Source organism: Phyllobacterium sp. CCNWLW109, assembly GCF_037203905.1.
In the GTDB taxonomy this organism is placed as follows: Bacteria; Pseudomonadota; Alphaproteobacteria; order Rhizobiales; family Rhizobiaceae; genus Phyllobacterium; species Phyllobacterium ifriqiyense.
In genome coordinates this window covers 281,016-302,580 of the sequence record NZ_JBBCBK010000002.1, presented here as the reverse complement: position 1 = coordinate 302,580, position 21,565 = coordinate 281,016, and the positions used below count along the sequence as shown (strand labels likewise).

Below are 21,565 nucleotides of genomic sequence, written 5' to 3'. Positions count from 1 at the left end.
AGCTAAAAGCAAACATTGATTTTCCAAAACCGTTTTATCTATTCCCGATTCCATGACGGGCTGTTCAGTTCAATCAGTGATTGCGACCAATCATCAATGAAACGCTGACGTTGCGCTCTGTCCTGCACCGCCAGCAAGGCAGGTCCAATGCGGATCGGCTGCGCAATACCCGACTCCTTCAAGTTTTGCGGGCCATCAACACCGGGCGGCAGGCTGCCGGTTTCGGTAAAGTAAAACGCATTGTTTTTTGCAACCGATTGCCCCTGCTGCGAGAGGAGATAATCCAGAAATCTTGCGGCAAGATCGGCACGTTTCGCGCCTTTCGGAATCAGGGCACCACGACTCAACACCAAAGTGTAATCACGAGGAACGACAACTTTTAATTGCGGATAGCGACGTGCCGCCTCATAGGCATAGGAACCGAGCATATTATAGCCGATATAGAGATTGCCCTTGGCAACTTCCTCAAGGATTTCGCCCGTGCAGCAACGAGCCACGGCAGAGGCGCGCGCCATGCCTTCCAGCAACCGGCCAAACACGGCTGTTGTCTGACGGGCATCATTAAATGCCAACAAATATCCAATGCCGGACAGGCGGATATCATAGGTTCCGACACGTCCGCGATAGGTATCGAGTTTCTCGCGCAGCAGATCTGCAAGCTCGACATGGGTGCGCGGCACGTCGCCCGGCGGCACCTTGACATTATTATATACAAAGACGGCCGGTTCGTAAGTGAACCCAAAAACCTCATCCCTCCAATTTGCCCAGTCGGCAACGCGGGCGGTTTCGGGTGAGGTATGGGCCGTTGCACAGCCATCATTGGCCAGTTTCACAAGTTGATCCACGGATGATGACAGCAGAAGATCGCCGAGCGGCTGCTGTTTGCGGCAGGCCTCGGCAGCACGCACGCTGAGTTCATTGGTCAGGTAATCGATAACGTCGACAGTTACGTCCGGCCAAATGGTTTGAAAGTCATCAATCAACGGCTTCATGACAACAAGGTCTGTGGCCGAATAAATGGTCAAGCGACCGGTTTCTGTCTGCAAGGCAGGAAAGCGGATTGTATTATCTGCGGCAAAGGCGGGCGCCGCAATGAATGCTGCGGCTAGCGCAACACATAGGCGTTTGATCATCTTCCGGCTCCCAGCCAAGTTGCCAATATAGACATATACGAGGTTGCTGTTCTAAAGCGCAAGACAAGCTCAGGATGGTAAGGGCGTTATGCGTGGTTCGACGGGGCTCACCATGAGGAAAGTGGAGATTGGCAAGGAACTCGTACTGTTAGCGCGTAGTACAATCCCAATCTCGCTCATAAGTTTGGCGAGAACTTTAATTCCGCATTGAAGACGGTTTTTGCAGTCCTCAACCTTCCTCATGGTGAGCCCGTCGAACCACGCACAAAGTTGGAGCCAATGGCAGATTTGAAGGTGGCTGTATGATCCCATCACAGCTCCCCCGCAACCTGGTCCCCGCTGCGGCAACTTGCAGGCTCTTCAGGGCCTGTCTTTTTTATAAGCAATGGTGAGGACTAATCTGCGGTTTGCTCTTTCTGGTGGAGCGGCAGTGTTAAAACCACAACGAAACCGCGTTCATTGCGTGGACGGAAACTCAGGCTTCCGCCATGGGCCTTGGCAACTTCCTGTGCGATCGCGAAGCCGAGTCCGGAGCCGCCTTCGTGCGATTTCGAGGTCGAGAAACGCTGCATCGCCTTTTCCCACCCTTCCGGTGGGATGCCTGGCCCATCATCTTCGACCTCGACAAAGGCGTGCGTTTGGTCCGCATTGACCCGCACTTCCAGACGATTACGAGTGCCATGACGCAGCGCATTATCAATGACGTTGACAATCGCCTCGCGAAGGCTGACCGCATCGCCCAGGACAAAGGGGCGGTTCTCCGGCGCCTCGAAGGAAACGACAATATCCGGATCAACAGTAATGGGCACAGCCGCACGCCAAGCGCGCCGAGCCACATCAACGAGACTGATCGGTTCCAGTTGCACAGAATCGGCGCGATGAACAACCATGGCATGGCTGAGCAATTGATTGGTCAAGCGGGATAACTCGTCCGTGCGTTCCTTGACACGATCAAAATGCTGGCGGTCTGCTTTACTCATTTTCCCTGAACCAAGCAGATCAATCTGGGCATTAAGTGCGGTAAGCGGGGTGCGTATCTGATGAGCGGCATCGGCGATGAAGCGCTGCAGCAGGTCGACCCGCTCACCAAGACGACCCATGAAATGATTGATTGAACCGACAAATGGATCAAGTTCGCGCGGCACATCGACAGAAACTGGTGTCAAATCATGCGGATCGCGGCCGCGGACTTCCGTCCCCAAATGTTCGACAGGCTTGAGCGCATAACGAATGGCAAGCATGGCCCCGACAAATGCCAGAAGGCTCATGACGATCACCAATATAGTCGCGCGCAAAGTGAGTTCGCGGGTCAATGCCGATCGCGCTTCATTGGTCTGTGCGACGATGACATAGGCGCGGCCCGTAACGGCTGGATCAGCGAGAACGCGGGTGGCGCGGGTAATGCGAACATCCTCTCCCTTATAAGTGCCCTCTTCGACACGCATTGCATCATCATTGCTTTCCGGAGCGCGCGGACTCTCAAGGTCGTCATAGCCGGTAAGCGTTTCGCCATTGGTATCGATGACGCGGTAGAAAATCCGGTCACGATCGGCAAGACCGAGGAGCTCGAAAGCCGAGGCCGGAAGGCGAACACTGAGCTTTCCATCTTCAACTGCCAGGCTTTCCGCCATTTGCAGCGCAGCGCCCACAAGCAGACGGTCATAGGCCTTGTCCGCGGCGGTGTCGGCATAATACCAGGCGGCGCTGACCAGCAGAGCTGCCCCAACACCAAGAACCAGCGAAATGCGCCTTGCAAGGCGCGCGAACAGCGAAGGTTGGGTTGCGCGCATTTCAGGCAGCATCGCCGGACACCAATTGATAACCCAAGCCGCGAACAGTGACGATGCGGGCTTTGGCTCCATCAAGTTTTTTGCGCAAACGGCCAATATAGAGTTCGATGGCATTGGCATTGGCCGCCTCATCGAATCCGAAAATCTGGTCGAGCAATTCATCCTTGCTGAAAACGCGGCCCGGTCTGGCGACCAATACCTCCAGCAAAGTCAGCTCGCGCCGCTTCAACTGTATTTCACGCTTGCCCACATGGACAGAACGCGTGGCGCGATCCACGGCAATATCGCCGCATTTGATAAGGTTGGTCGCTTCCCCGCCACCATGGCGACGCATTAAAACGCGGGCACGGGCCTCCAATTCGCGGAAGTCGAATGGCTTGACCAGATAGTCGTCCGCGCCAAGATCAAGTGCGCTCACGCGGTCGTCAATTTCCGATCTGGCCGTGAGGATCAGCACGGGAACGGCATTTCCCGATTTGCGGATGGATTTGAGAATTTCAAAACCGTCCATGCCCGGCAGCATGACGTCAAGAATGATGAGCGCGTATTCGGTAAAATCAATTATTTCCGCCGCATTGCGCCCGTTGGTTTCCCAATCGACGGCATGGCCAGTCGCTTCAAAGCGCTTGACGATCGCTTCTCCCACATCGTGCGTGTCTTCTACCAGCAATATGCGCATGGTGTTTCATTGGCACGAAACAGGAAAGCCCGCAAACAGTATCGATTGCCGCCCGCGCAACTGCTCAACCCAGCCAGCATAGATGATTGCAACCCTGCATTCGTTGCAGCGCGTATGAATTCAGGCGATGGGTCAGACGCTTATTCGATTTTGAGCGCAGAAGCAGCAGCATTGAGCCAGCCAGTGCATCAAGGAAGATTGGCTTCCTTGACTGCGGCATCAGCCTTGCTCTCAAACTTGGAGGTAAGCTATGTGGCCAAAACCGCTTAGCATTACCCTCATCGTAAAAAGAACCCGGACGAGCTGGTCACTCACGATCCGGGTTCACTTTACGAAATGAGGAAAGGGGCGGACGAAAGTTCGCCCCACTCCAAGAACAAATATAGCATCTCATCGACCATTGCTAAAGTGTCAATTCGTCTAATGCGAAACTCTTCAGGGCTGGACGGCGGCACTCAGAGTATTATTCTGCAATTTCAAAACAGGCTAGGACTCACAGACAATGCGCATGAATTTGAGCAGCCGCTCGCCAGGGTTGCAATGGCTGGCTCTGCTTGCCCTATCCCTGCTCTTTTTTGTAATTTTTCAGGCCATGCGCCTCCCCGCAGCGCTGCTTCTTGGCCCCATGGCAGCGGCGATTGCGATTGCGGCGGCTGAAGGCGCCATTCGTGTTCCGGTACGTCCTTTCATCCTATCTCAAGGTGTAATCGGTTGTCTTATTGCCCATAGTATCGAACCCTCGACGCTGAAAGAAATGGTGCATGACTGGCCGATTTTCCTGATGGTCATTGCATCTGTAATTTTTGCCAGCAACACGCTCGGCTGGTTTCTCGCACGTTGGCAGGTACTGCCAGGTACGACGGCAGTCTGGGGTTCGTCGCCGGGTGCAGCTGCCGCGATGACCCTGATGGCCGAAGCCTATGGCGCGGATATCCGCCTCGTCGCCTTCATGCAATATCTGCGCGTTGTTTTCGTAGCAGTGATCGCCTCGCTCGTTTCTCGCATGTGGATAACAGGTCCGGTCGCCGCAGCACCTGAATTCATCTGGTTCCCACCACTCGACTGGTTAGGCTTTGGCCAGACCTTGATTCTGATCATAGGAGGAAGTTGGCTCGCGGTCAGGTTGCGTATCCCGGCTGGACCAATGCTGGTGCCGATGATTCTCGGCATTATTCTTCACAATACCGGCCTGATGACCATCGTACTGCCGCCCTGGATGCTTGCAGCCAGCTATGCGCTGATCGGCTGGAACATCGGCTCACGCTTTACGCGGCCGATCCTCGTTCATGCAGCGCGCGCCCTGCCCCGCGTGGTTGCATCCATCCTTACACTCATCACCATATGCGGCGGCATTGCAGCCTTGCTGGTTTATTTCGCCGATATTGACCCGCTAACAGCCTATCTTGCCACCAGCCCGGGCGGTGCCGATTCCATCGCTATTATTGCCGCCTCAAGCGATGTGGATCTGCCATTCGTCATGGCAATGCAAACAGCGCGTTTTCTCATCGTGCTGGTAACGGGCCCGGCCATCGCCCGCTTCATAGCAAAGCGCACGGGGCTGACCGGCAGGAATGATCTTTGATAATGTGGGAAAAATGGTACGGACCGATCGCTTTACCGTACTTCGTGATGCCAAACTTACTGGCTTGTTTCGATACCCCAACAATTGATGCGGCGCGCTATGTGGCCCACGGTACTGTCTGCTTTCATCCCACATTGAGTTAGCAACAGATTAAGCGCATATGGTCACGGCGATTAAGCTAGGCAGAGTAAACGCATGTTCCTAGATACTTCTGATGTCGTGAAGGAGAATTTGAAGCACATTGCGGCAAGCAATCCTGCGCAAGCGAACATCATGATGGTGCAACTGGCCGTCGACGCCCTAAAGGCATGCGCATACACAGCATCTTTTACGACTGATCTGCAGATTAATCTGTGCCGCTTGGCGGTGCGCCTGATCAACTCCGCAGGTGCAGCGGGCGATTCTGCACTAGCTGGGTATTACCAACCGGCGATCGCGGGTTTGCGGGATATTCTTGAAGTGGCGTTGCTGCTGGATTTGTTTCAACGAGACAATACGCAATTTATCCGTTGGATAGAATCCTCGGAAAAAGAGAGAAAATCTCAATTCAAGCCTATCAAAGTGCGTCAAATGCTTGAAGAACGAGACAGTTCGACGGTCGAGTACAGGCGAGCAGCTTACAACCTATATTCAGGTCATGGAACACACGTCGACCCGGGTCGTCATCATTCAATTTCCCCAAATGACCTGACAATCGTAGGTCCCTTCCCAGACGAGCCGCGCATCATCGCGATAAGTTATGACATAGCGAGGCACATGGCTGCAGCAACGGCTTCGTGTATGACGATCGCAGTTAGACAAAGGGTCAAGAATGAGGATGCCGTCGCCCTCATGAATGCGTATTATTCATTCTGGTACGCCGTGATCAGGTGGACGGAACACGATAGTCCTATCCTGAACTTGAGAGTTTCGGCGGCCTGACTTTAGGCGGCATGAACAGATAGGCGAAACTTGCAACATACTTAACGGTATTGTTGGGTCACTCCACCATTTGTTGGAAGGGCATCAAATGCTTTTGAGTGATTTCAACGGAACACTTTTATGTGCCACACGACCTGGGCAAAGCGCACGGAGCTGATCGGCAGGAATGATCTTTGATAATGTGGGAAAAATGGTACGGACGGGTGGATTCGAACCACCGACCTCAGGAGCCACAATCCTGCGCTCTAACCAACTGAGCTACGACCGCACACCGTCAAGTTTTTGACTTGGCGTCACATACGGAGAATTGATGCTTTTTGCAAGCGCTTGATGCAACAAAAGGCAGGGACATTCCCAAAAAAACGCCAAGCTACCTCCAGAAAAGAAAAAAGGCCGGGGGGAGGACCCGGCCTTTTCCATAAATGCGAGAATGGCTGGGAGGAGATGCCGGTTCTCGCGTCTCCGGCGGCTGGGAGGAGGAATGCCGCTGGAGAATATCTGGATCGCCTAACGCCTTTGCAGGCAAAAATTGCGATCCGCAGGTGCCTTATCAGGCTACCTTTACGTCCTTGATTGCCTTCTCTACAGCCGACTTGACCGGTGCGGAGATTTCTTCAACTGCCTTGGAAGCAACGGCCTGAAGCTCTTTGGCCTGGCCGGAGATTGCTTCAGCCTGCTTGCGAACAAATGCAGTCTGCAGTTCGATAACTTCGCCGAACGACTTTACGCCGAACAGAGCTTCGATATGTGCAAAGCCAGCTTCTGTGTTGGTGCGCAGGGCAGCAAGCGCCTTCAACGAAAGAGCAGTGCCATTGGACTGGGCAGTTTCGAAAGTTGTTTCAAGAGTCTTCTGTGCAGCTTCAGCCTGATCCTTGATCTTGGCATAGGCTTCCTTGGACTGGGCAACACCCTTTTCGGTGAATTCGCGAACCTGATCGGTTACAGCGGTAGCATCGAAGGCAGGCATTGCAAATGCGTCGGCAGTCTGTTTAGCAGTCTTGCTCATAATAAAGCCCTTCCTTGGTGCAGATGTTTGTCTCTGCAAGTGATTTGATAGGCCGAATATAATACATTTATTGTGCATTGCAACATTTTTCTTGCAGCGCACCATTTCCCGTTGATTTTCCAAGGAAATTATTCTGGGGACCATTAAAAGGCGCTGATCGAAGTTAACTAAACCAAGAGAAAGAGCTGGCAGATAAGAGGCAGCCAGTGGACGCGCGCCGTTGTGGCTATTATTAATAAAGTATTAAGGACGTCGCATGGATGCGGTGGTCCGCTACGGAGCTGCTAAACAATAATGGCGTCTGGAACATACCCGTTCATCGACATTGCCGTTCTCGATGAAATTCGCGAGCACTTTGCCAATGGCGATGCGCTTGTGGTCATTTCACCCGATCTTGCAAATGTCATCTGGGCCAATGGCCAAGGCGCCTCCATGCTCGGCTATGCGACAGTTGATGATATATTGACTGCTGGCACGGTGCTGGGCGTTCAGGCACAGCGGCAGCTGAAGGCGCTGGACGGCTTTCCTTCCATCGGGCATGGGCGCAGCGTCTCGCTTCGCATTGCATTCGGGCTGACCAGCCGCATTCTAACCTTTCAGGCCAGCGATATTATTCTGCCGCGCGGCGAACAGGCTATCGTGCTTTCAATCGCCAATAATGACCGCGTGAGTTCCGAGGAGCAGATCGCAGCTCTGGCGATAAAAGGCTTTGGTGACGAAACAACCCATGCCGCCATGGTCGATGGATCAGGCGCTGTCATCGCAGCATCGCAACAATTTTCAGCGCTTGGCTTTAATGACAAGAGCCTTGGCGACCTGGTGCGGGAAGTCCGCCATGAGCGTAATCGGCTGGTGAAGCGCGCTGTCACGACGATAAAGGGTATTGTGCCGACAGGTATAGCCCGGCTGACTGATAGCCCTGCCCTGCATTTATTGCTGGCTATCGAACCTGAGAATGTCGGGCTGGTGGCGCCTGCCGAGAATGTGATCCCCGCTGCACCTGTTCCAGATGCCGAAGTGAAGGACGTGCCGCAGGCAAGTCTGCCATTCGAACCGATTGCGCCTGCCATAACTGCCGAAGATAAACAGACGGCAGTAAGATCAAGCGAGAGCGAACCAGTTTCCGAGGCGTTTCAATACAGGCCCAGTGACACATCCGCCCGTTTTGTCTGGAAAGTGGATGCGCAGGCCAATTTCAGCGAGATTTCGCCGGAATTCGCGGCAGCAGTCGGGCCGGTTTCAGCCGATATTATCGGCAAATCTTTTCGCGACGTGTCCGCCCAATATGGTTTTGATGCGGATGGTGAAATAGCCGGGCTGCTTGAACGGCGCGATACATGGTCAGGGCGGGCCGTGCTTTGGCCAATCGAGGGCACCAATCTGCGTGTGCCAATTGAACTTGCAGCATTGCCCATCTATTCGCGTGAGCGGGTCTTTTTGGGCTTTCGCGGCTTTGGTGTAGCCAAAATGGCAGAGGTCGTTGAGGACTTGACCGTCATCGACACGCCATTGGACTCGAGCGGGCTGGAAACTTCGGTCCATCCGATAGCTGCCAGCGAGCCCGATTCATTTGGGGGCGAACCGCCGGCTCTTGCCACCGCATCGTCAGAGCCCAGCAATGTTGTAGCGCTGAAAACCCAGCGGCCCTTGCAGAATGATGGCCGCTTGAATGATGCAGAACGCAATGCATTTCGTGAGATTGCCGAGAGGCTGCGCCGGGAGGTTCTTGAGCCCGCTTCTGTTAACGCAGAGGAAGCCGTTACTGATCGGGAAGAAAAAACGAAGCCTGTAGCCGCGAAAGCCAAGGTGCCTGAAGCCGAGATTGTTGGGCCCGGATTTGCCGCTGACGCGCCGTCGAAGAGTTTTGCCAGCGACATTCGCGAGCAGGTGCGCCAGGGCGTCGACACATCGATTCTGGCAGCCTTGCCGCTTGCTGTTTTGATCCATCGTGAAGGCCAGATTCTTTATGCCAACAAAGCCATGCTTGATGCGACGGCTTATGAGAGTGCAGAAGAAATCAATGCCGCTGGCGGATTAAGCACCCTTTTCGCCGACGGCCCTGAAGGCGAAGACGAGGATGAAAGCGGCATGAATTTGCGCCGCAATGACGCTTCGACGCTCCGTGTTGAAGCACATTTACAGGCAGTGCGCTGGAATGATGAAAACGGCGATGGGTCACGCGCCCTGCTTCTGGCTTTGTCGCCCCAAACAAAGGCCAATCATTTCGACGAAAGCGAACGACTGCTGCTGCAGACGCGGATCGATGAGCTCAACGCCATTCTCGATACGGCTACCGATGGTGTGATCCTGCTTGACTCCGCAGGTTCCATCCGCTCGATCAATCACTCTGCTTCCGCGCTGTTTGGCTATGAACCGGAAGAGGTCAACGGCAAAGCATTCTCGCTCCTGTTCGCTATCGAAAGCCAAAGAGCGGCGATGGATTATCTCAACAGCCTTTCCAATAATGGTGTTGCCAGCCTGCTGAATGATGGGCGCGAAGTGATTGGCCGCGAAAGTCAGGGGCGTTTTATTCCGCTGTTCATGACAATCGGCAAGCTGGACGCTTCCAAAGGATATTGTGTCGTGCTGCGCGACATAACCCACTGGAAACGCGCGGAAGAAGAACTGCTAAGCGCCAAGCGAGAGGCTGAACGCACGTCCACCCAGAAAAGTGAATTTCTGGCTCGCATTAGCCATGAGATCCGCACGCCGCTGAACGCCATAATCGGTTTTTCCGAATTGATGGCGGATGAAAAATTCGGTCCCATCGGCAGCGAGCGTTACCGCGACTATCTGCACGATATCAGCCGCTCGGGTAATCACGTGCTTTCGCTGGTCAATGATCTTCTGGATATTTCCAAGATCGAGGCTGGCGCTGTCGAGATGAATTTCGAGGCAGTCTCCTTGAACGACGCCCTGACGGAAGCTGTCGCGATCATGCAGCCACAAGCCAATCGCGAGCGCGTCATTATCCGGTCAAGCCTGACCTCGCGCTTGCCGGACATCGTGGCGGACAACCGCTCCATCACGCAGATCGCGCTGAATTTATTGTCAAATGCCGTGCGTTTTACCGGCCCCGGCGGGCAGGTCATCGTTTCGACAAGCTATGAAGCCAGCGGCGATGTTTTGCTGCGGGTACGCGATACAGGCATCGGCATGACCCGGCAGGAAGTCGAGCAGGCTCTGCGCCCCTACAAGCAGATTACAACACCGGGGAATGTTCGCAGCGACGGAACAGGTCTCGGTCTGCCGCTCACCAAAGCGATGGCGGAAGCAAACCGGGCGAGTTTCAATATTGATTCCAGCCCGGGCCGCGGAACGATGGTCGAAATTACGTTCCCTTCAACGCGGGTGCTGGCCGAGTAATCTTCCATCTTCGAATAAAGATACCCCTGCTGATATGCAGGGGTATGGTCCTTATTGATCAAGCGACGATTTCAACGGGGCCATGATCATCGCAATGATCGCCATGTGGATGATGCAAATGCCCATCCACGAGATAATCAATATGATCCCCGTGGGGTACGGCCTCGTGGCCGCAGCCAGGACCATGCACATGGTCAGCATCGTGGCCCGAGCAATGATGTTCCGGTGTGCAGCGATCAGGATTTCTAGCGCTTACCTCAAGCACGTGCTCATCAATATGGTCGCCATGAGGGTGATGCAAATGGCCATCGTGAAGGTAGTCCACATGATCGCCGTGACGAATGGCGGTGTGGCCGCAATTAGGTTCATGCTTGTGATCATGATCGTGGTGATGCGGAAAAGTGCAGTTGCTCATAATTCATTCCTTTCAAAAAAACTTGGTGGTTAATGTTGCTCGATCGCATTCTCGATAAGCTTCAGGACGTGATCGTCGGCAATTAAATAGATCACGGTCTTACCGTCCTTACGTTCTCCGACCAGACGCGCGCCTGTCAATTTGAAAATGCGCGCGCACGGGATTAAACAGGAGCTTAGGCAATAAAATTGCGCCAAAGCCGTTTTATCGACTTGAATTGCTGCCCATGATGGCTAAACCGTTGATAGATAGTGCAATAGCACCATGAGCTTTGGCTCACTGGCTGTAAATCGGAATACTCATGTTCTGGCTGAGACCGAGAAACCTTTTGGCGACAATCCTGCTATTGGCATTTATCGCCGGTGGGATACTCGTTGCTTTGCCCAGCCTTGTCAGCACGGATCTCATTCGCGAGCGTTTGGCTCAAGAAATCAGCAACTGGACTGGCTACAGCGTCGAAGCAAGTCAAGAACCTCACATTTCCTTCTTTCCAACATTCACCGCGTCAATGGGCAATGTGACCATCCGCAACCCATGGGCTACGGAAGGCCAACCCTTCATGCAGGCAGAGCGGATCGAGGTTGATCTTTCCCTGCTCTCGGCATTGATGGGAAAAACCGAATTCACCGAGACCAAAATCATCAGGCCACGGTTTGTCCTCGATGAGCCAATTAAAAGCCTTGCAGATATTGGTGAAGCGCTTGCCAGGAGCGATGGGCGCATCGGCGATGTCGTGCGCGAGGCAAAGGCCGCTATCGTGGCCAACCCTGCCAAGCCGGATATGAGCACAGTGTCGTCGCAGCCATTCGGGCGTGTACGGCTGGAAGATGCAATGGTCACGTTCAAAAGGCCTATCAACGGCGCTGAAGAACAGATTTCAAGCATAAGCGGTGTGTTTGACTGGCCGCAGACATCTGGCATTGCCAGCTTTCAGGGCAAAGCAATCTGGCATGGCGAAGAGACTGAAATCGACAGCTCTGCCAGCAAGGCGCTGCTGCTTCTGGCGGGCGGGTCAAGCCCGATGCAGATCAATCTGAGTTCGACGCCATTGACCCTTTCTTTCAATGGCTCCGCCAATATTGCCAAGGACCGTTTTTTTGAAGGGACACTATCCCTCACCTCACCATCGCTGCGACGCACGCTCGAATGGTCCCGAATGGCGGAAATCCCGACGGCGCCCATTGGCAGCTTTACGCTTGATGCTTCCGTTACCGGCTCCTCTTCCCGTGTGAAACTGGATAATCTGACGGCCACGCTGAACGACAATCCGGCAAAGGGTGTGATCGAAATCACGCTGAATAACGCGGCAACGGGCACTCCGCTTGGTATCAATGGAACGCTGGCATTCGAGACGTTGGACCTTCGCTCGGTTTTCTCCGGCATCATGCCGCTGCCGGATGGCTCAGCCAATTCCGACGCTGAGATAAACACGGCCTTTCTTAAACAGCTCAATCTTGATCTGCGGGTTTCGGCGCAAAAGGCAACGGCGGGCAATGTCAGCCTGACAAAGGTGGCGGCGACTGCACAAGTGCGGAATGGCCGCGCCATATTTGACATTGGCGATGCCACTGCTTTTGACGGCTCGGTTGCCGGAAGCTTCCAACTTGCCGACGAACCTGAAGCCGGGACAACCGGGGAGTTGCGCTTGAATGGAACCGATGTAAACAGCGCTTCCATTGCCTCGCTGCTCGGACTTGGAAATCGCTTTGAGCTTGGCAAGGGCACCGTGTCACTGGTGCTGAAGGGGCCGATAACACGCTGGTCCACAGCCTTGAGCAGCGCCAAGGGCACGCTATCCATGCGCTTCGGCAATGGTCAAATCCGTAGTCTCGATCTCAATCGCTTGCTTAGCAAAGCAAAGACAGATCGATTTTTCAGCCTGAACGAAAAGACCGATGCATGGCTTAGTCTCGACAGGCTGGAGCTTAAGGCAAATATCATGGACGGTGTCGCGGCGCTCGAAACGGCGCAAATCCAGAACAAGCTTGGCACCTTTACCTTTGCAGGCATTGTAACGCTTGTGAGCAAGAGCCTGGCACTCACCGGTGACTTCGCAGCACCGATCGCTACGCCCGCGCCTGCGGAAGGCGCGCCGGCTGATGCGCCAAAGCCGGAACCTATGTTCAATCATACGCGGTTCTTCATCGGCGGCTCGTGGGACAATCCATTCATCTCGCCAATCATTTCACAATAATTCGCCTATCCCCTCTGGTGGAGCGAGAAAGGTTCGCGCTTTTTTGCTGTTTACTTACGCTGCAAACAACAGCATTTCCTGCATCAATTCCGTGCGGCGGCCTGTTCATCGCGGGCGCGGTTGACCTCACGGCGCTTATTGGCAATCGAAGCGATGATTACTCCCACAGCAACAATGGCGATAAGGATCGTGCAGGCAGCATTGATCTCCGGTGTCACGCCAAGACGCACCTGCGAATAAATGCGCATCGGCAAGGTGGTTGCCCCTGGTCCAGAAGTGAAGCTGGAAATAACCAGATCATCAAGCGAGAGGGTGAAAGCAAGCATCCAGCCAGAGACGACAGCAGGAAGGATAACCGGCAATGTCACCTTGAAGAACGTCGTGACGGGCGTTGCGCCAAGGTCCATCGCCGCTTCTTCCAGCGAACGATCAAAGGTGACAAGGCGCGACTGAACCACCACGGCCACGAAGCACATGGAAAAAGTGATATGCGCGAGCGTGACTGTCAAAATGCCCCTGTCGAGACCTATGGCGACAAAGAGCAACAGCAGTGACAGACCTGTGATGACTTCAGGCATGACCAGCGGCGCATAGATCATCGCGGAAAAGAGCATGCGCCCGCGAAAGCGCGTGTAGCGGGTCATCGCCAACGCACCGAGCGTGCCAAGAATGGTAGCAAACGTCGCCGAAATCAGGCCGACACGGATGGTAACCCAAGCCGCATCGATAAAGGCTTGGTTGTGGAAAAGCGATACATACCATTTGGTCGAGAAACCGGCCCAAACGGTGACGAGACGGGACTCGTTGAACGAATAGATCACCAGCAGAACGATGGGCAGATAAAGAAAGGCAAAGCCCAAAACCAGCGAAGCAATGTTAAAGCGGGACCAGGTTGTGTTCATTTTATTTCCCGCTTTCCTGGGCTTTGGCTTCGGACCGCTGGAACAGCACAATGGGCACGACCAGCAGCAAAAGCAGAACAACCGCAACCGCCGACGACACCGGCCAATCGCGGTTTGAGAAGAATTCGCTCCACAATGTCTTGCCGATCATCAGCGTAGACGAGCCGCCCAAGAGATCAGGAATGACAAACTCGCCGGTAGCCGGAATGAAAACAAGGAAGCAACCGGCAATGACACCGGGCATTGAGAGTGGAAATGTAATCTTCCAGAACGCCATGAGCGGCGGGCACCCAAGATCTTCGGCAGCTTCAACCAACGAATAATCCATCTTTTCCAAAGCCGAATAAATCGGCAGGACGAGGAACGGCAGATAAGAATAGACGATACCGATGAAAATCGCCGTATTGGTGTTGAGAATATTCAGCGGGGTATCGATGACATTGGCCCACATCAGAAACTGATTGAGCAATCCCTCGGGCTTCAAAATGCCTATCCACGCATAAACGCGAATAAGAAAACTGGTCCAGAATGGAAGAATGACAAGCATAAGCAGAGTCGGGCGAACGCTTGCAGGCGCGCGCGCCATGCCATAGGCGATTGGATAGCCTATGATGAGTGTCAGAAGCGTCGAAACCGCCGCTATGAGCAGGCTGGAAATATAGGCCTTATAGTAAAGCGGATCCTCGACCAGCCAGATATAATTATCCCAGGAGAACTGCGATATGCTGTTGAAGACAGACCTGATACCCGCCGTAATATCAAGCACGGGCGTATAGGGCGGAATGGCCATCGCCACTTCGGACAGGGAAATCTTGAATACGATGAGGAATGGAACAAGAAAGAAGACCAGCAGCCACAGATAAGGGACGCTGATGACCAACCGGCTTGTGACAGATGCTATCAATTTTTGCATCGGATAGCCCTCCTCACGCGGTTAAAAGAATACCGGCATCGGTATCGAAATTGACCCAGACCATATCCTCATATCCAAGCGGGTCTTCCACCGTGCGCACTGCATTCAGGCTTGCCGCCTTGATGATACGGCCATTTTCAAGCCGCACATGGAAAACTGTCATGTCACCGAAATAGGCAATGTCGTAAAGCTCGCCATAAGCGGTGTTAACTGAGGAGTTTGCAGGCTCCTTACGGCTGATTCTGATTTTCTCCGGCCGGATTGCGAAACCGACCGTTTGCCCGACAGAACAGTCGCGCGTCGCCTCCGTTCGGATCGTCATTTTATCGGTCGCAACGTCAATATCGATCTTGCCCTTTTCGACCGCCGCCGCCGTACCCTCGAACATATTCACATTGCCGATAAAGTCTGCGACAAATTTCGAATTAGGTGCTTCGTAAACTTCTGCAGGGGTCGCCACTTGCTTGACCTTGCCCTTGTCCATGACCGCGATGCGATCTGACATGGTCATTGCCTCTTCCTGATCATGCGTTACCACGACGAATGTCAGACCAAGCTTCATCTGCAGGTCCATGAGTTCGAACTGGGTTTCCTCGCGCAGCTTCTTGTCGAGTGCACCCAGAGGCTCATCCAGAAGCAAAACCTTTGGCCGCTTGGCGACACAACGCGCCAAGGCAACGCGCTGGCGCTGCCCGCCAGAAAGCTGGTGCGGCTTGCGCTTGGCAAATTGTTCGAGCTTGACCAGTTTGAGCATCTCGGCAACGCGGGCTTCGATCTCGTTTTTGGGCATGCCATCCTGCTTGAGGCCAAAGGCGATATTGCCCTCGACTGTCATATGCGGAAACAGCGCATAGGACTGGAACATCATATTGACCGGACGCTTATACGGCGGAATGCCGCTCATATCCTGGCCATCAATCAAAATTCGGCCCGATGTCGGTGTTTCAAAGCCAGCCAGCATGCGCAGCAGCGTTGACTTGCCGCAACCCGACGCGCCGAGCAGCGCAAAGAACTCACGATTGTAGATATTCAGGGAAAGATCGTCGACCGCGGTGAAATCGCCGAATCTCTTGGTAACGTTCTCGACAGCGATGAAGGGCTTTGCTTCCGGATCATTCCAGGGTGCAAATTTGCGGCGAAAACTTCCCAATGACTTCATAATATGCCCCGATATTCTGTCGCTTTTGTTAAAAGACCCCGGCAATTGCTGCCGGGGTCTTTGTTGATTATTGGCCTGTGACGACTTTGGTCCACAGGCGCGTCACCACACGCTGAATTTTGGTATCGTAGGGTGTGACGGTAAACAGTTTCGACAGAACTTCAGGCGTTGGATAAATCGCCGGATCATCCATGATTTCCTTGCTGACGAATTCCTGCGAGGCCTTGTTGCCATTGGCATAGAAGACCACGTTGGAAGCCTTGGCGGCTACATCCGGACGCATCAGATAATTGATGAGTTCGTGTGCTTCGGCCACATGCGGCGCATCGGCAGGAATGGCCAGCACGTCGAACCACATTTGCGCAGCACCCGGAATGGAATAGCCGACTTCAACACCGGCCTTGGCTTCCGCTGCGCGGTCGCGGGCCTGGAAAATATCGCCCGAATAGCCGAGCGCAAGGCAAATATCGCCGTTGGCCAGTCCATTGATATATTCTGACGAATGGAACTTGCGGATATTGGGGCGGGTCTTTTCCAGCAACTCGCCGGCCTTTGCCAGGTCGTCTGGGTTCTTGCTGTCAGGATCAAGACCAAGATAGGCAAGAACGGATGGCAGGACATCGGTTGCCGAGTCGAGAACATGAATGCCGCAATCCTTGAACTTGGCAGCCAGTTCCGGCTTGAACAATGCATCCCATGTCGGCGGCTCATCATTGCCCAGGATTTCCTTGGCTTTGGCTACGTTATAACCAAGGCCCGTGGTTCCCCACATCCAGTCAACCGCATATTCATTGCCGGGATCGTATTTCTGGACGCGCTCGGAGATGACGTCCCACATATTGGAGAGGTTTGGCAGCTTTGACTTGTCGAGCTTCTGGAATACCCCGGCAGCAATCTGGCGCTGGAGAAAGGAGGCTGTCGGAACAACAACATCATAGCCGGTTCCGCCTGCCAGAAGCTTAGTTTCCAGAATTTCGTTGGAGTCGAAGGTGTCATAGACGACCTTGATTCCGGTTTCCTTGGTAAAATCTTCAAGAGTGGTCGGGTCAATATAGTCTGACCAGTTGTAGACATTAACGACGCGTTCCTGTGCCCACACGGATGTGGTCAGCCCCAGCGCAAGCGTTGCGGTTAACAATATTGTTTTGATACCCATTATTTTCTCCATGCTGCCAGCACCTTCTACAATGCCGCCCGTTCCCAGATCGACGCTTTACTGTATCTTTGTGCATCCGCGAAGGTGCACCGCACAGGTAAGTTTCCCCTACCTTTTTAGATTGCGATGACTTCGTCAACTGGGATCGCGCAGGTCTTATGCAGAAAGTTGTTTGGGCATGAATTTTTTTGCATCAAACTCAGTGGTGTTACGCACCTTTGCGCCGGAAAAACACGGAACGTATCAATGTAAAAAAGCGATTGAGCAACAGGGAAAGCCGGCTTGGTGGTCCACCGTACTTTTCATAAAACTCATCCTCCGACATCCGACACCTTTGATTCCGGCTTATTAGCTGATGGGCCGTGCCCCACAACAGGTAAAAATCGCCACCCATATTTATCTCCAGTAAAAAACCGTTTGCACATGAGAGAAGAATGGGCAGATTAATGGCTGTTTTCTACGAGCAACGATGAAACAGGTTTTTCAAAAATGAAAAACGAGAATTGGGATGACCTGAAACTTTTCCTGCATGTTGCGCGCGAGGGTGGCTTAACCGGCGCATCGGAAAAAACCGGTGCAAGCCCGGCGACAATAGGACGGCGGCTATTGGCTTTGGAGCGCCAGATGGGGCGCAACTTTTTCATACGGCGGCAAACCGGTTATTCGCTGACCAAGGACGGACAAGCGCTGCTCACACATGTTCTAGCGATGAACGAAGCCGCCCGGTCTATCGGCGCCTGGAATGAAGGCGTCAATGAGCTTCCGACGGTGCGTATTTCAGCTGGCAGCTGGATGTCGCATTTCATGGCGGTCAATCTGGCGCAGCTATGGACGCCTGACGACCCATTCCGTCTTTGTTTCAAGACGGCGGAAATCCGTCTTGATCTGGCGCATCGCGAAGCGGAAATCGGCATTCGCAACAGCTTTCCGGAAAGCAGCAATCTGGCGGCGCGGCCGATTGGCGATGTTGCCTATGCACCCTACTGCGCCAGCCATTTCAACATGGTGCGTGACTGCAACTGGGTGGGGATCGGGGCTGATGACGCGGTCGCACCTTCTGCGCGCTGGCTGCTTGCTCAGACAGACCTATGGGTGACGATCTGGGCAAATAATCCGCGCATGCTGCATGATCTTCTGCGTAGCGGAGCCGGACGGGGAGTGCTGCCGTGCTTTGTTGGCGATACTGACCCTTCGCTGGTGCGGGCCGGCGAGGAGATCAAGCCGCTTTATCACCGGCAATGGCTGGTAATGCATGATGATGACAGGCGGCGCCCGGAAATCCGCACCTTGGTCGAGCGGCTTGCGCAACTGATCGAAAAACAGCAGCCGCTGTTTCGTGGCCAAAGGCCGAGAGGATGATTACTGAAAATCAAACGCGCTCAAGCCTGTGACCATTTCATCAAGGCCGAGCGGGCGTGTAACCGGTGGCTCGGCACGGGAAAGACAGGCCGAACGCTCGCACAGGCGGCAGGCGGGCCCGACAGGCGTGAGGCCAACAAACTTGCCAAGAGGCGCGGCACTAATGCTGCGATTTCCCAGCGCGCTGCCATAGACTGTCTCATCGGCAAAGCTGATGTCACATCCCAGCAGAAGTGCAGTACGACGCGGACGCTCATTGAAAGCGCCTTGCGGACCTTCGAGCGTGCGCGCGATGGTCAAAAACTCTGCACCATCCGGCATTTCCACCGCCTCAACCAATATTTGACCGGGCTGCGCAAAGGCCGAATGAATGGCGAGTTTGGGACAGTCGCCGCCAAAGCGCGATTGTGGAAAACCCTGCGCGCCCGCCCTGCGGAAACGGTTTCCCGCATGATCGACTTCGAGCATGAAAAAGGGAATGCTGTTACCGGGTGCGGCAAGCGTGGTGAGCCGGTTTGCCGCTTGTTCGAAGGAAACGGAGAAACGAGAGCGCAGCACATCAATGTCATATCTGGCGCGGGCAGCGGCGGTCTGGAACGCCTGATAGGGCATCATCAGCGCATGGGCGGCGTAGCGGCCAAATTCAAAGCGGGCGATACGGCGGGCTTCGTCAGATGAGAATTTGAGATCCTGAATTTCGGCGGCAATGACCACCTGCATGCGGATCAGCGCCGCCTCCATGGCCAGTTCACGCAATTGGTCGAAAGGCGACAGGCGCTCTGACAGAAACAGGCGCTGCGAGTGACGATCATAACGGCGGCGCCAGTTGGGCATGGTCGCGACTGGCAGGATGCGAACTGTGGTGCCATATTCGCTTTTCAGCCACGCCTTCAGCGCTCCTGAAAGATCATCCCCGGGCTTTATCAGACTGAGGAAACTATCGACTTCCCCCTCGATGCGCGGGAAATAATTGGCGCGGCGCTCCATCACCTCGCGCACTTCATTGAGCGGCAGGCGCGTGCCGGAAAGCGATGGCGCCTGCCCGTCCTTGGCCAGAAGCGCCGAAAGATCCGACAGGCGCTCTTGCTGTTCGCGATAGGCGCGGTAGAGCTTGATCATGCCGGTGGCAGCATTGGGCGCAGCGTTGGAAATCTCGATCAGTTCCTGATCACCCGGCAGTTCTCCATTCAACAGCGGATCAGAAAATACCTCTTTAAGCGACGCCATGGATGATCCGGTTTCAAGCTGCAGCGTATCCAGCTCGATCTTATAGGTGGAGGATAGCTTGAGCAGGAGCTGCACGGTGAGCGGACGTTGATTGCGCTCGATCAGATTGAGATAGGAGGGCGAAATGCCGAGCGCCTCGGCCATGGAGGTCTGCGTTAAACCCTGCTCATTGCGGATGCGCCTGATGCGCGGACCTGCGAAGATTTTTCCCTCAGCCATCACAACTCCCGCATTCTGTGACAATATTTACATTAAAGCGCTCTTTGCAGCCTATTACAACATTTACATATTTACAATCGTGATCTGTAAATCTCATTACAAGATAACTCGATATATCGGCATAAAATGGCGATATTTCTCGCTTTCATCGCAGTGCAATGTAAATTTAGTCAAACAGAAGCGACTATCTTACTTCCTGATTTGGTCGCCGTGAGTGTTTACATCTATTTTTGGAGACGACAATGACTGATTTTTACAACCTTGTACCGAATGCGCCCGCTGGCCGCTTTGACAATATTGAGCGTCCATATACCGCTGAAGACGTCAAGCGGCTGCGCGGTTCGGTTCAGATAAAGCACACGCTGGCGGAAAACGGCGCGAACCGGTTGTGGAAACTCATTCACGAGGAGGATTTCGTCAATGCGCTTGGCGCGCTCTCCGGCAATCAGGCCATGCAGATGGTTCGCGCCGGACTGAAGGCGATCTATCTCTCGGGCTGGCAGGTTGCCGCAGATGCAAATACAGCCTCATCCATGTATCCGGACCAGTCACTTTATCCGGCGAATGCGGCTCCCGAACTGGCAAAGCGCATCAACAAGACGTTGCAGCGCGCCGATCAAATCGAAACCGCCGAGGGTAAAGGTCTTTCGGTCGATACATGGTTTGCGCCGATCATCGCCGATGCGGAAGCAGGTTTTGGTGGCCCCCTGAACGCTTTCGAGATTATGAAAGCCTTTATCGAGGCAGGCGCGGCTGGCGTTCACTATGAAGATCAGCTCGCTTCGGAAAAGAAGTGCGGCCATCTTGGCGGCAAGGTTCTGATCCCGACAGCAGCGCATATTCGCAATCTCAATGCAGCGCGTCTGGCTGCGGACGTGATGGGTACGCCAACACTGGTTATTGCCCGCACGGATGCGGAAGCTGCAAAGCTGCTGACTTCAGATATTGACGAGCGCGATCAGCCTTTCGTTGATTATGATGCGGGGCGGACAACAGAAGGCTTTTTTCAGGTCAAGAATGGCCTCGACTCCTGCATTGCCCGTGCTGTCGCCTATGCACCACATGCGGATCTTATCTGGTGCGAGACATCCAAGCCTGATCTGGAACAAGCACGACGCTTTGCCGAAGGTGTGCACAAGGAACATCCGGGCAAGCTACTGGCCTATAATTGTTCACCTTCCTTCAACTGGAAGAAGCATCTGGATGAAGCAACAATTGCCAAATTCCAGCGCGAACTCGGTGCGATGGGCTATAAATTCCAGTTTATTACGCTGGCCGGCTTCCATCAGCTGAACTTCGGCATGTTTGAACTGGCACGTGGCTACAAGGACCGGCAGATGTCCGCCTATTCGGAATTGCAAGAGGCTGAGTTTGCCGCTGAGGCAAATGGCTACACCGCCACCAAACACCAACGCGAAGTTGGCACAGGCTATTTTGATGCGGTTTCACTGGCGATCACAGGTGGCCAGTCTTCAACAACCGCAATGAAGGAATCAACGGAAACCGCGCAATTCCGCCCGGCTGCCGAATAGAGATAACAAGAG

Annotated in this window: 16 protein-coding genes and 1 tRNA gene; 7 read left to right on the top strand and 10 right to left on the bottom strand. The window is 54.0% G+C overall.

Going from position 1 to position 21,565, the window contains the following annotated elements; all coding sequences use genetic code 11:
* Positions 1–38: 38 nt before the first annotated feature.
* The 3 genes from V9K92_RS06750 to V9K92_RS06740 all read right to left on the bottom strand — a co-directional run bounded on the left by V9K92_RS06750 (position 39) and on the right by V9K92_RS06740 (position 3,602).
* On the bottom strand, positions 39–1,133 hold the full coding sequence (locus tag V9K92_RS06750) for an extracellular solute-binding protein (RefSeq protein ID WP_115055247.1): 1,095 nt from the start codon (positions 1,131–1,133) through the stop codon (positions 39–41).
* A 395-nt stretch (positions 1,134–1,528) separates the two neighbouring features.
* Positions 1,529–2,935: a sensor histidine kinase gene (locus tag V9K92_RS06745; RefSeq protein WP_307282899.1), complete on the bottom strand. Its 1,407-nt coding sequence runs from the start codon at positions 2,933–2,935 to the stop codon at positions 1,529–1,531.
* Positions 2,925–3,602: a response regulator transcription factor gene (locus tag V9K92_RS06740; protein ID WP_115055249.1), complete on the bottom strand. Its 678-nt coding sequence runs from the start codon at positions 3,600–3,602 to the stop codon at positions 2,925–2,927. The genes V9K92_RS06745 and V9K92_RS06740 overlap by 11 nt, the downstream gene beginning before the upstream one ends.
* A 502-nt stretch (positions 3,603–4,104) precedes the next feature.
* Between V9K92_RS06740 and V9K92_RS06735 the strand changes: the two genes are divergently transcribed.
* Both V9K92_RS06735 and V9K92_RS06730 read left to right on the top strand, forming a co-directional pair.
* Positions 4,105–5,184, top strand: coding sequence for an AbrB family transcriptional regulator (locus V9K92_RS06735; protein ID WP_307282895.1), 1,080 nt, complete (start codon positions 4,105–4,107; stop codon positions 5,182–5,184).
* A 195-nt stretch (positions 5,185–5,379) separates the two neighbouring features.
* Positions 5,380–6,105 carry a hypothetical protein gene (locus V9K92_RS06730; RefSeq protein ID WP_337353626.1) on the top strand — a complete coding sequence of 242 codons (726 nt, stop codon included), beginning with the start codon at positions 5,380–5,382 and terminating at the stop codon, positions 6,103–6,105.
* Between the two features lie 191 nt (positions 6,106–6,296).
* Here the strand turns inward: V9K92_RS06730 and V9K92_RS06725 are convergent.
* Positions 6,297–6,373: transfer RNA gene (locus V9K92_RS06725), tRNA-His, on the bottom strand.
* A 282-nt stretch (positions 6,374–6,655) separates the two neighbouring features.
* Entirely contained in the window at positions 6,656–7,111 is a 456-nt protein-coding gene (locus V9K92_RS06720) for a phasin (protein WP_115055277.1), read from the bottom strand.
* A gap of 294 nt (positions 7,112–7,405) precedes the next feature.
* Here V9K92_RS06720 and V9K92_RS06715 point away from each other — a divergent pair, with 294 nt between their 5' ends.
* The 3 genes from V9K92_RS06715 (at position 7,406) to V9K92_RS06705 (ending at position 13,086) form a co-directional block, all read left to right on the top strand.
* Positions 7,406–10,477: a histidine kinase dimerization/phospho-acceptor domain-containing protein gene (locus V9K92_RS06715; RefSeq protein WP_337353625.1), complete on the top strand. Its 3,072-nt coding sequence runs from the start codon at positions 7,406–7,408 to the stop codon at positions 10,475–10,477.
* An 82-nt stretch (positions 10,478–10,559) separates the two neighbouring features.
* Positions 10,560–10,925 (top strand): hypothetical protein, encoded by a 366-nt coding sequence (locus V9K92_RS06710; protein WP_337353624.1) that lies wholly within the window; start codon positions 10,560–10,562, stop codon positions 10,923–10,925.
* Positions 10,926–11,193: 268 nt separating this feature from the next.
* Complete coding sequence (locus V9K92_RS06705) at positions 11,194–13,086, top strand: AsmA family protein (protein ID WP_307282886.1); 1,893 nt, start codon at positions 11,194–11,196, stop codon at positions 13,084–13,086.
* Between the two features lie 83 nt (positions 13,087–13,169).
* Here V9K92_RS06705 and V9K92_RS06700 read toward each other — a convergent pair whose 3' ends face one another.
* From V9K92_RS06700 to V9K92_RS06685, 4 genes are all read right to left on the bottom strand, one after another.
* Positions 13,170–13,988, bottom strand: coding sequence for an ABC transporter permease subunit (locus V9K92_RS06700; RefSeq protein ID WP_115055256.1), 819 nt, complete (start codon positions 13,986–13,988; stop codon positions 13,170–13,172).
* 1 nt (position 13,989) lies between these two features.
* The gene (locus V9K92_RS06695) at positions 13,990–14,901 is read right to left on the bottom strand and encodes an ABC transporter permease subunit (protein WP_307282883.1); all 912 of its coding nucleotides are present in this window, start codon (positions 14,899–14,901) and stop codon (positions 13,990–13,992) included.
* A gap of 13 nt (positions 14,902–14,914) precedes the next feature.
* The gene (locus V9K92_RS06690) at positions 14,915–16,060 is read right to left on the bottom strand and encodes an ABC transporter ATP-binding protein (RefSeq protein WP_115055258.1); all 1,146 of its coding nucleotides are present in this window, start codon (positions 16,058–16,060) and stop codon (positions 14,915–14,917) included.
* Between the two features lie 67 nt (positions 16,061–16,127).
* Complete coding sequence (locus V9K92_RS06685; protein WP_336440581.1) at positions 16,128–17,216, bottom strand: polyamine ABC transporter substrate-binding protein; 1,089 nt, start codon at positions 17,214–17,216, stop codon at positions 16,128–16,130.
* 489 nt (positions 17,217–17,705) lie between these two features.
* On the opposite strand from V9K92_RS06685, the gene V9K92_RS06680 reads away from it, so the two are divergent.
* Positions 17,706–18,575, top strand: coding sequence for a LysR family transcriptional regulator (locus V9K92_RS06680; protein ID WP_115051247.1), 870 nt, complete (start codon positions 17,706–17,708; stop codon positions 18,573–18,575).
* On the opposite strand, the gene V9K92_RS06675 is transcribed toward V9K92_RS06680, so the two are convergent.
* The gene (locus tag V9K92_RS06675) at positions 18,576–20,021 is read right to left on the bottom strand and encodes a helix-turn-helix domain-containing protein (RefSeq protein WP_307282876.1); all 1,446 of its coding nucleotides are present in this window, start codon (positions 20,019–20,021) and stop codon (positions 18,576–18,578) included.
* A gap of 242 nt (positions 20,022–20,263) precedes the next feature.
* Between V9K92_RS06675 and aceA the strand changes: the two genes are divergently transcribed.
* Positions 20,264–21,553 carry an isocitrate lyase gene (aceA, locus tag V9K92_RS06670; RefSeq protein WP_337353623.1) on the top strand — a complete coding sequence of 430 codons (1,290 nt, stop codon included), beginning with the start codon at positions 20,264–20,266 and terminating at the stop codon, positions 21,551–21,553.
* Positions 21,554–21,565 lie beyond the last annotated feature (12 nt).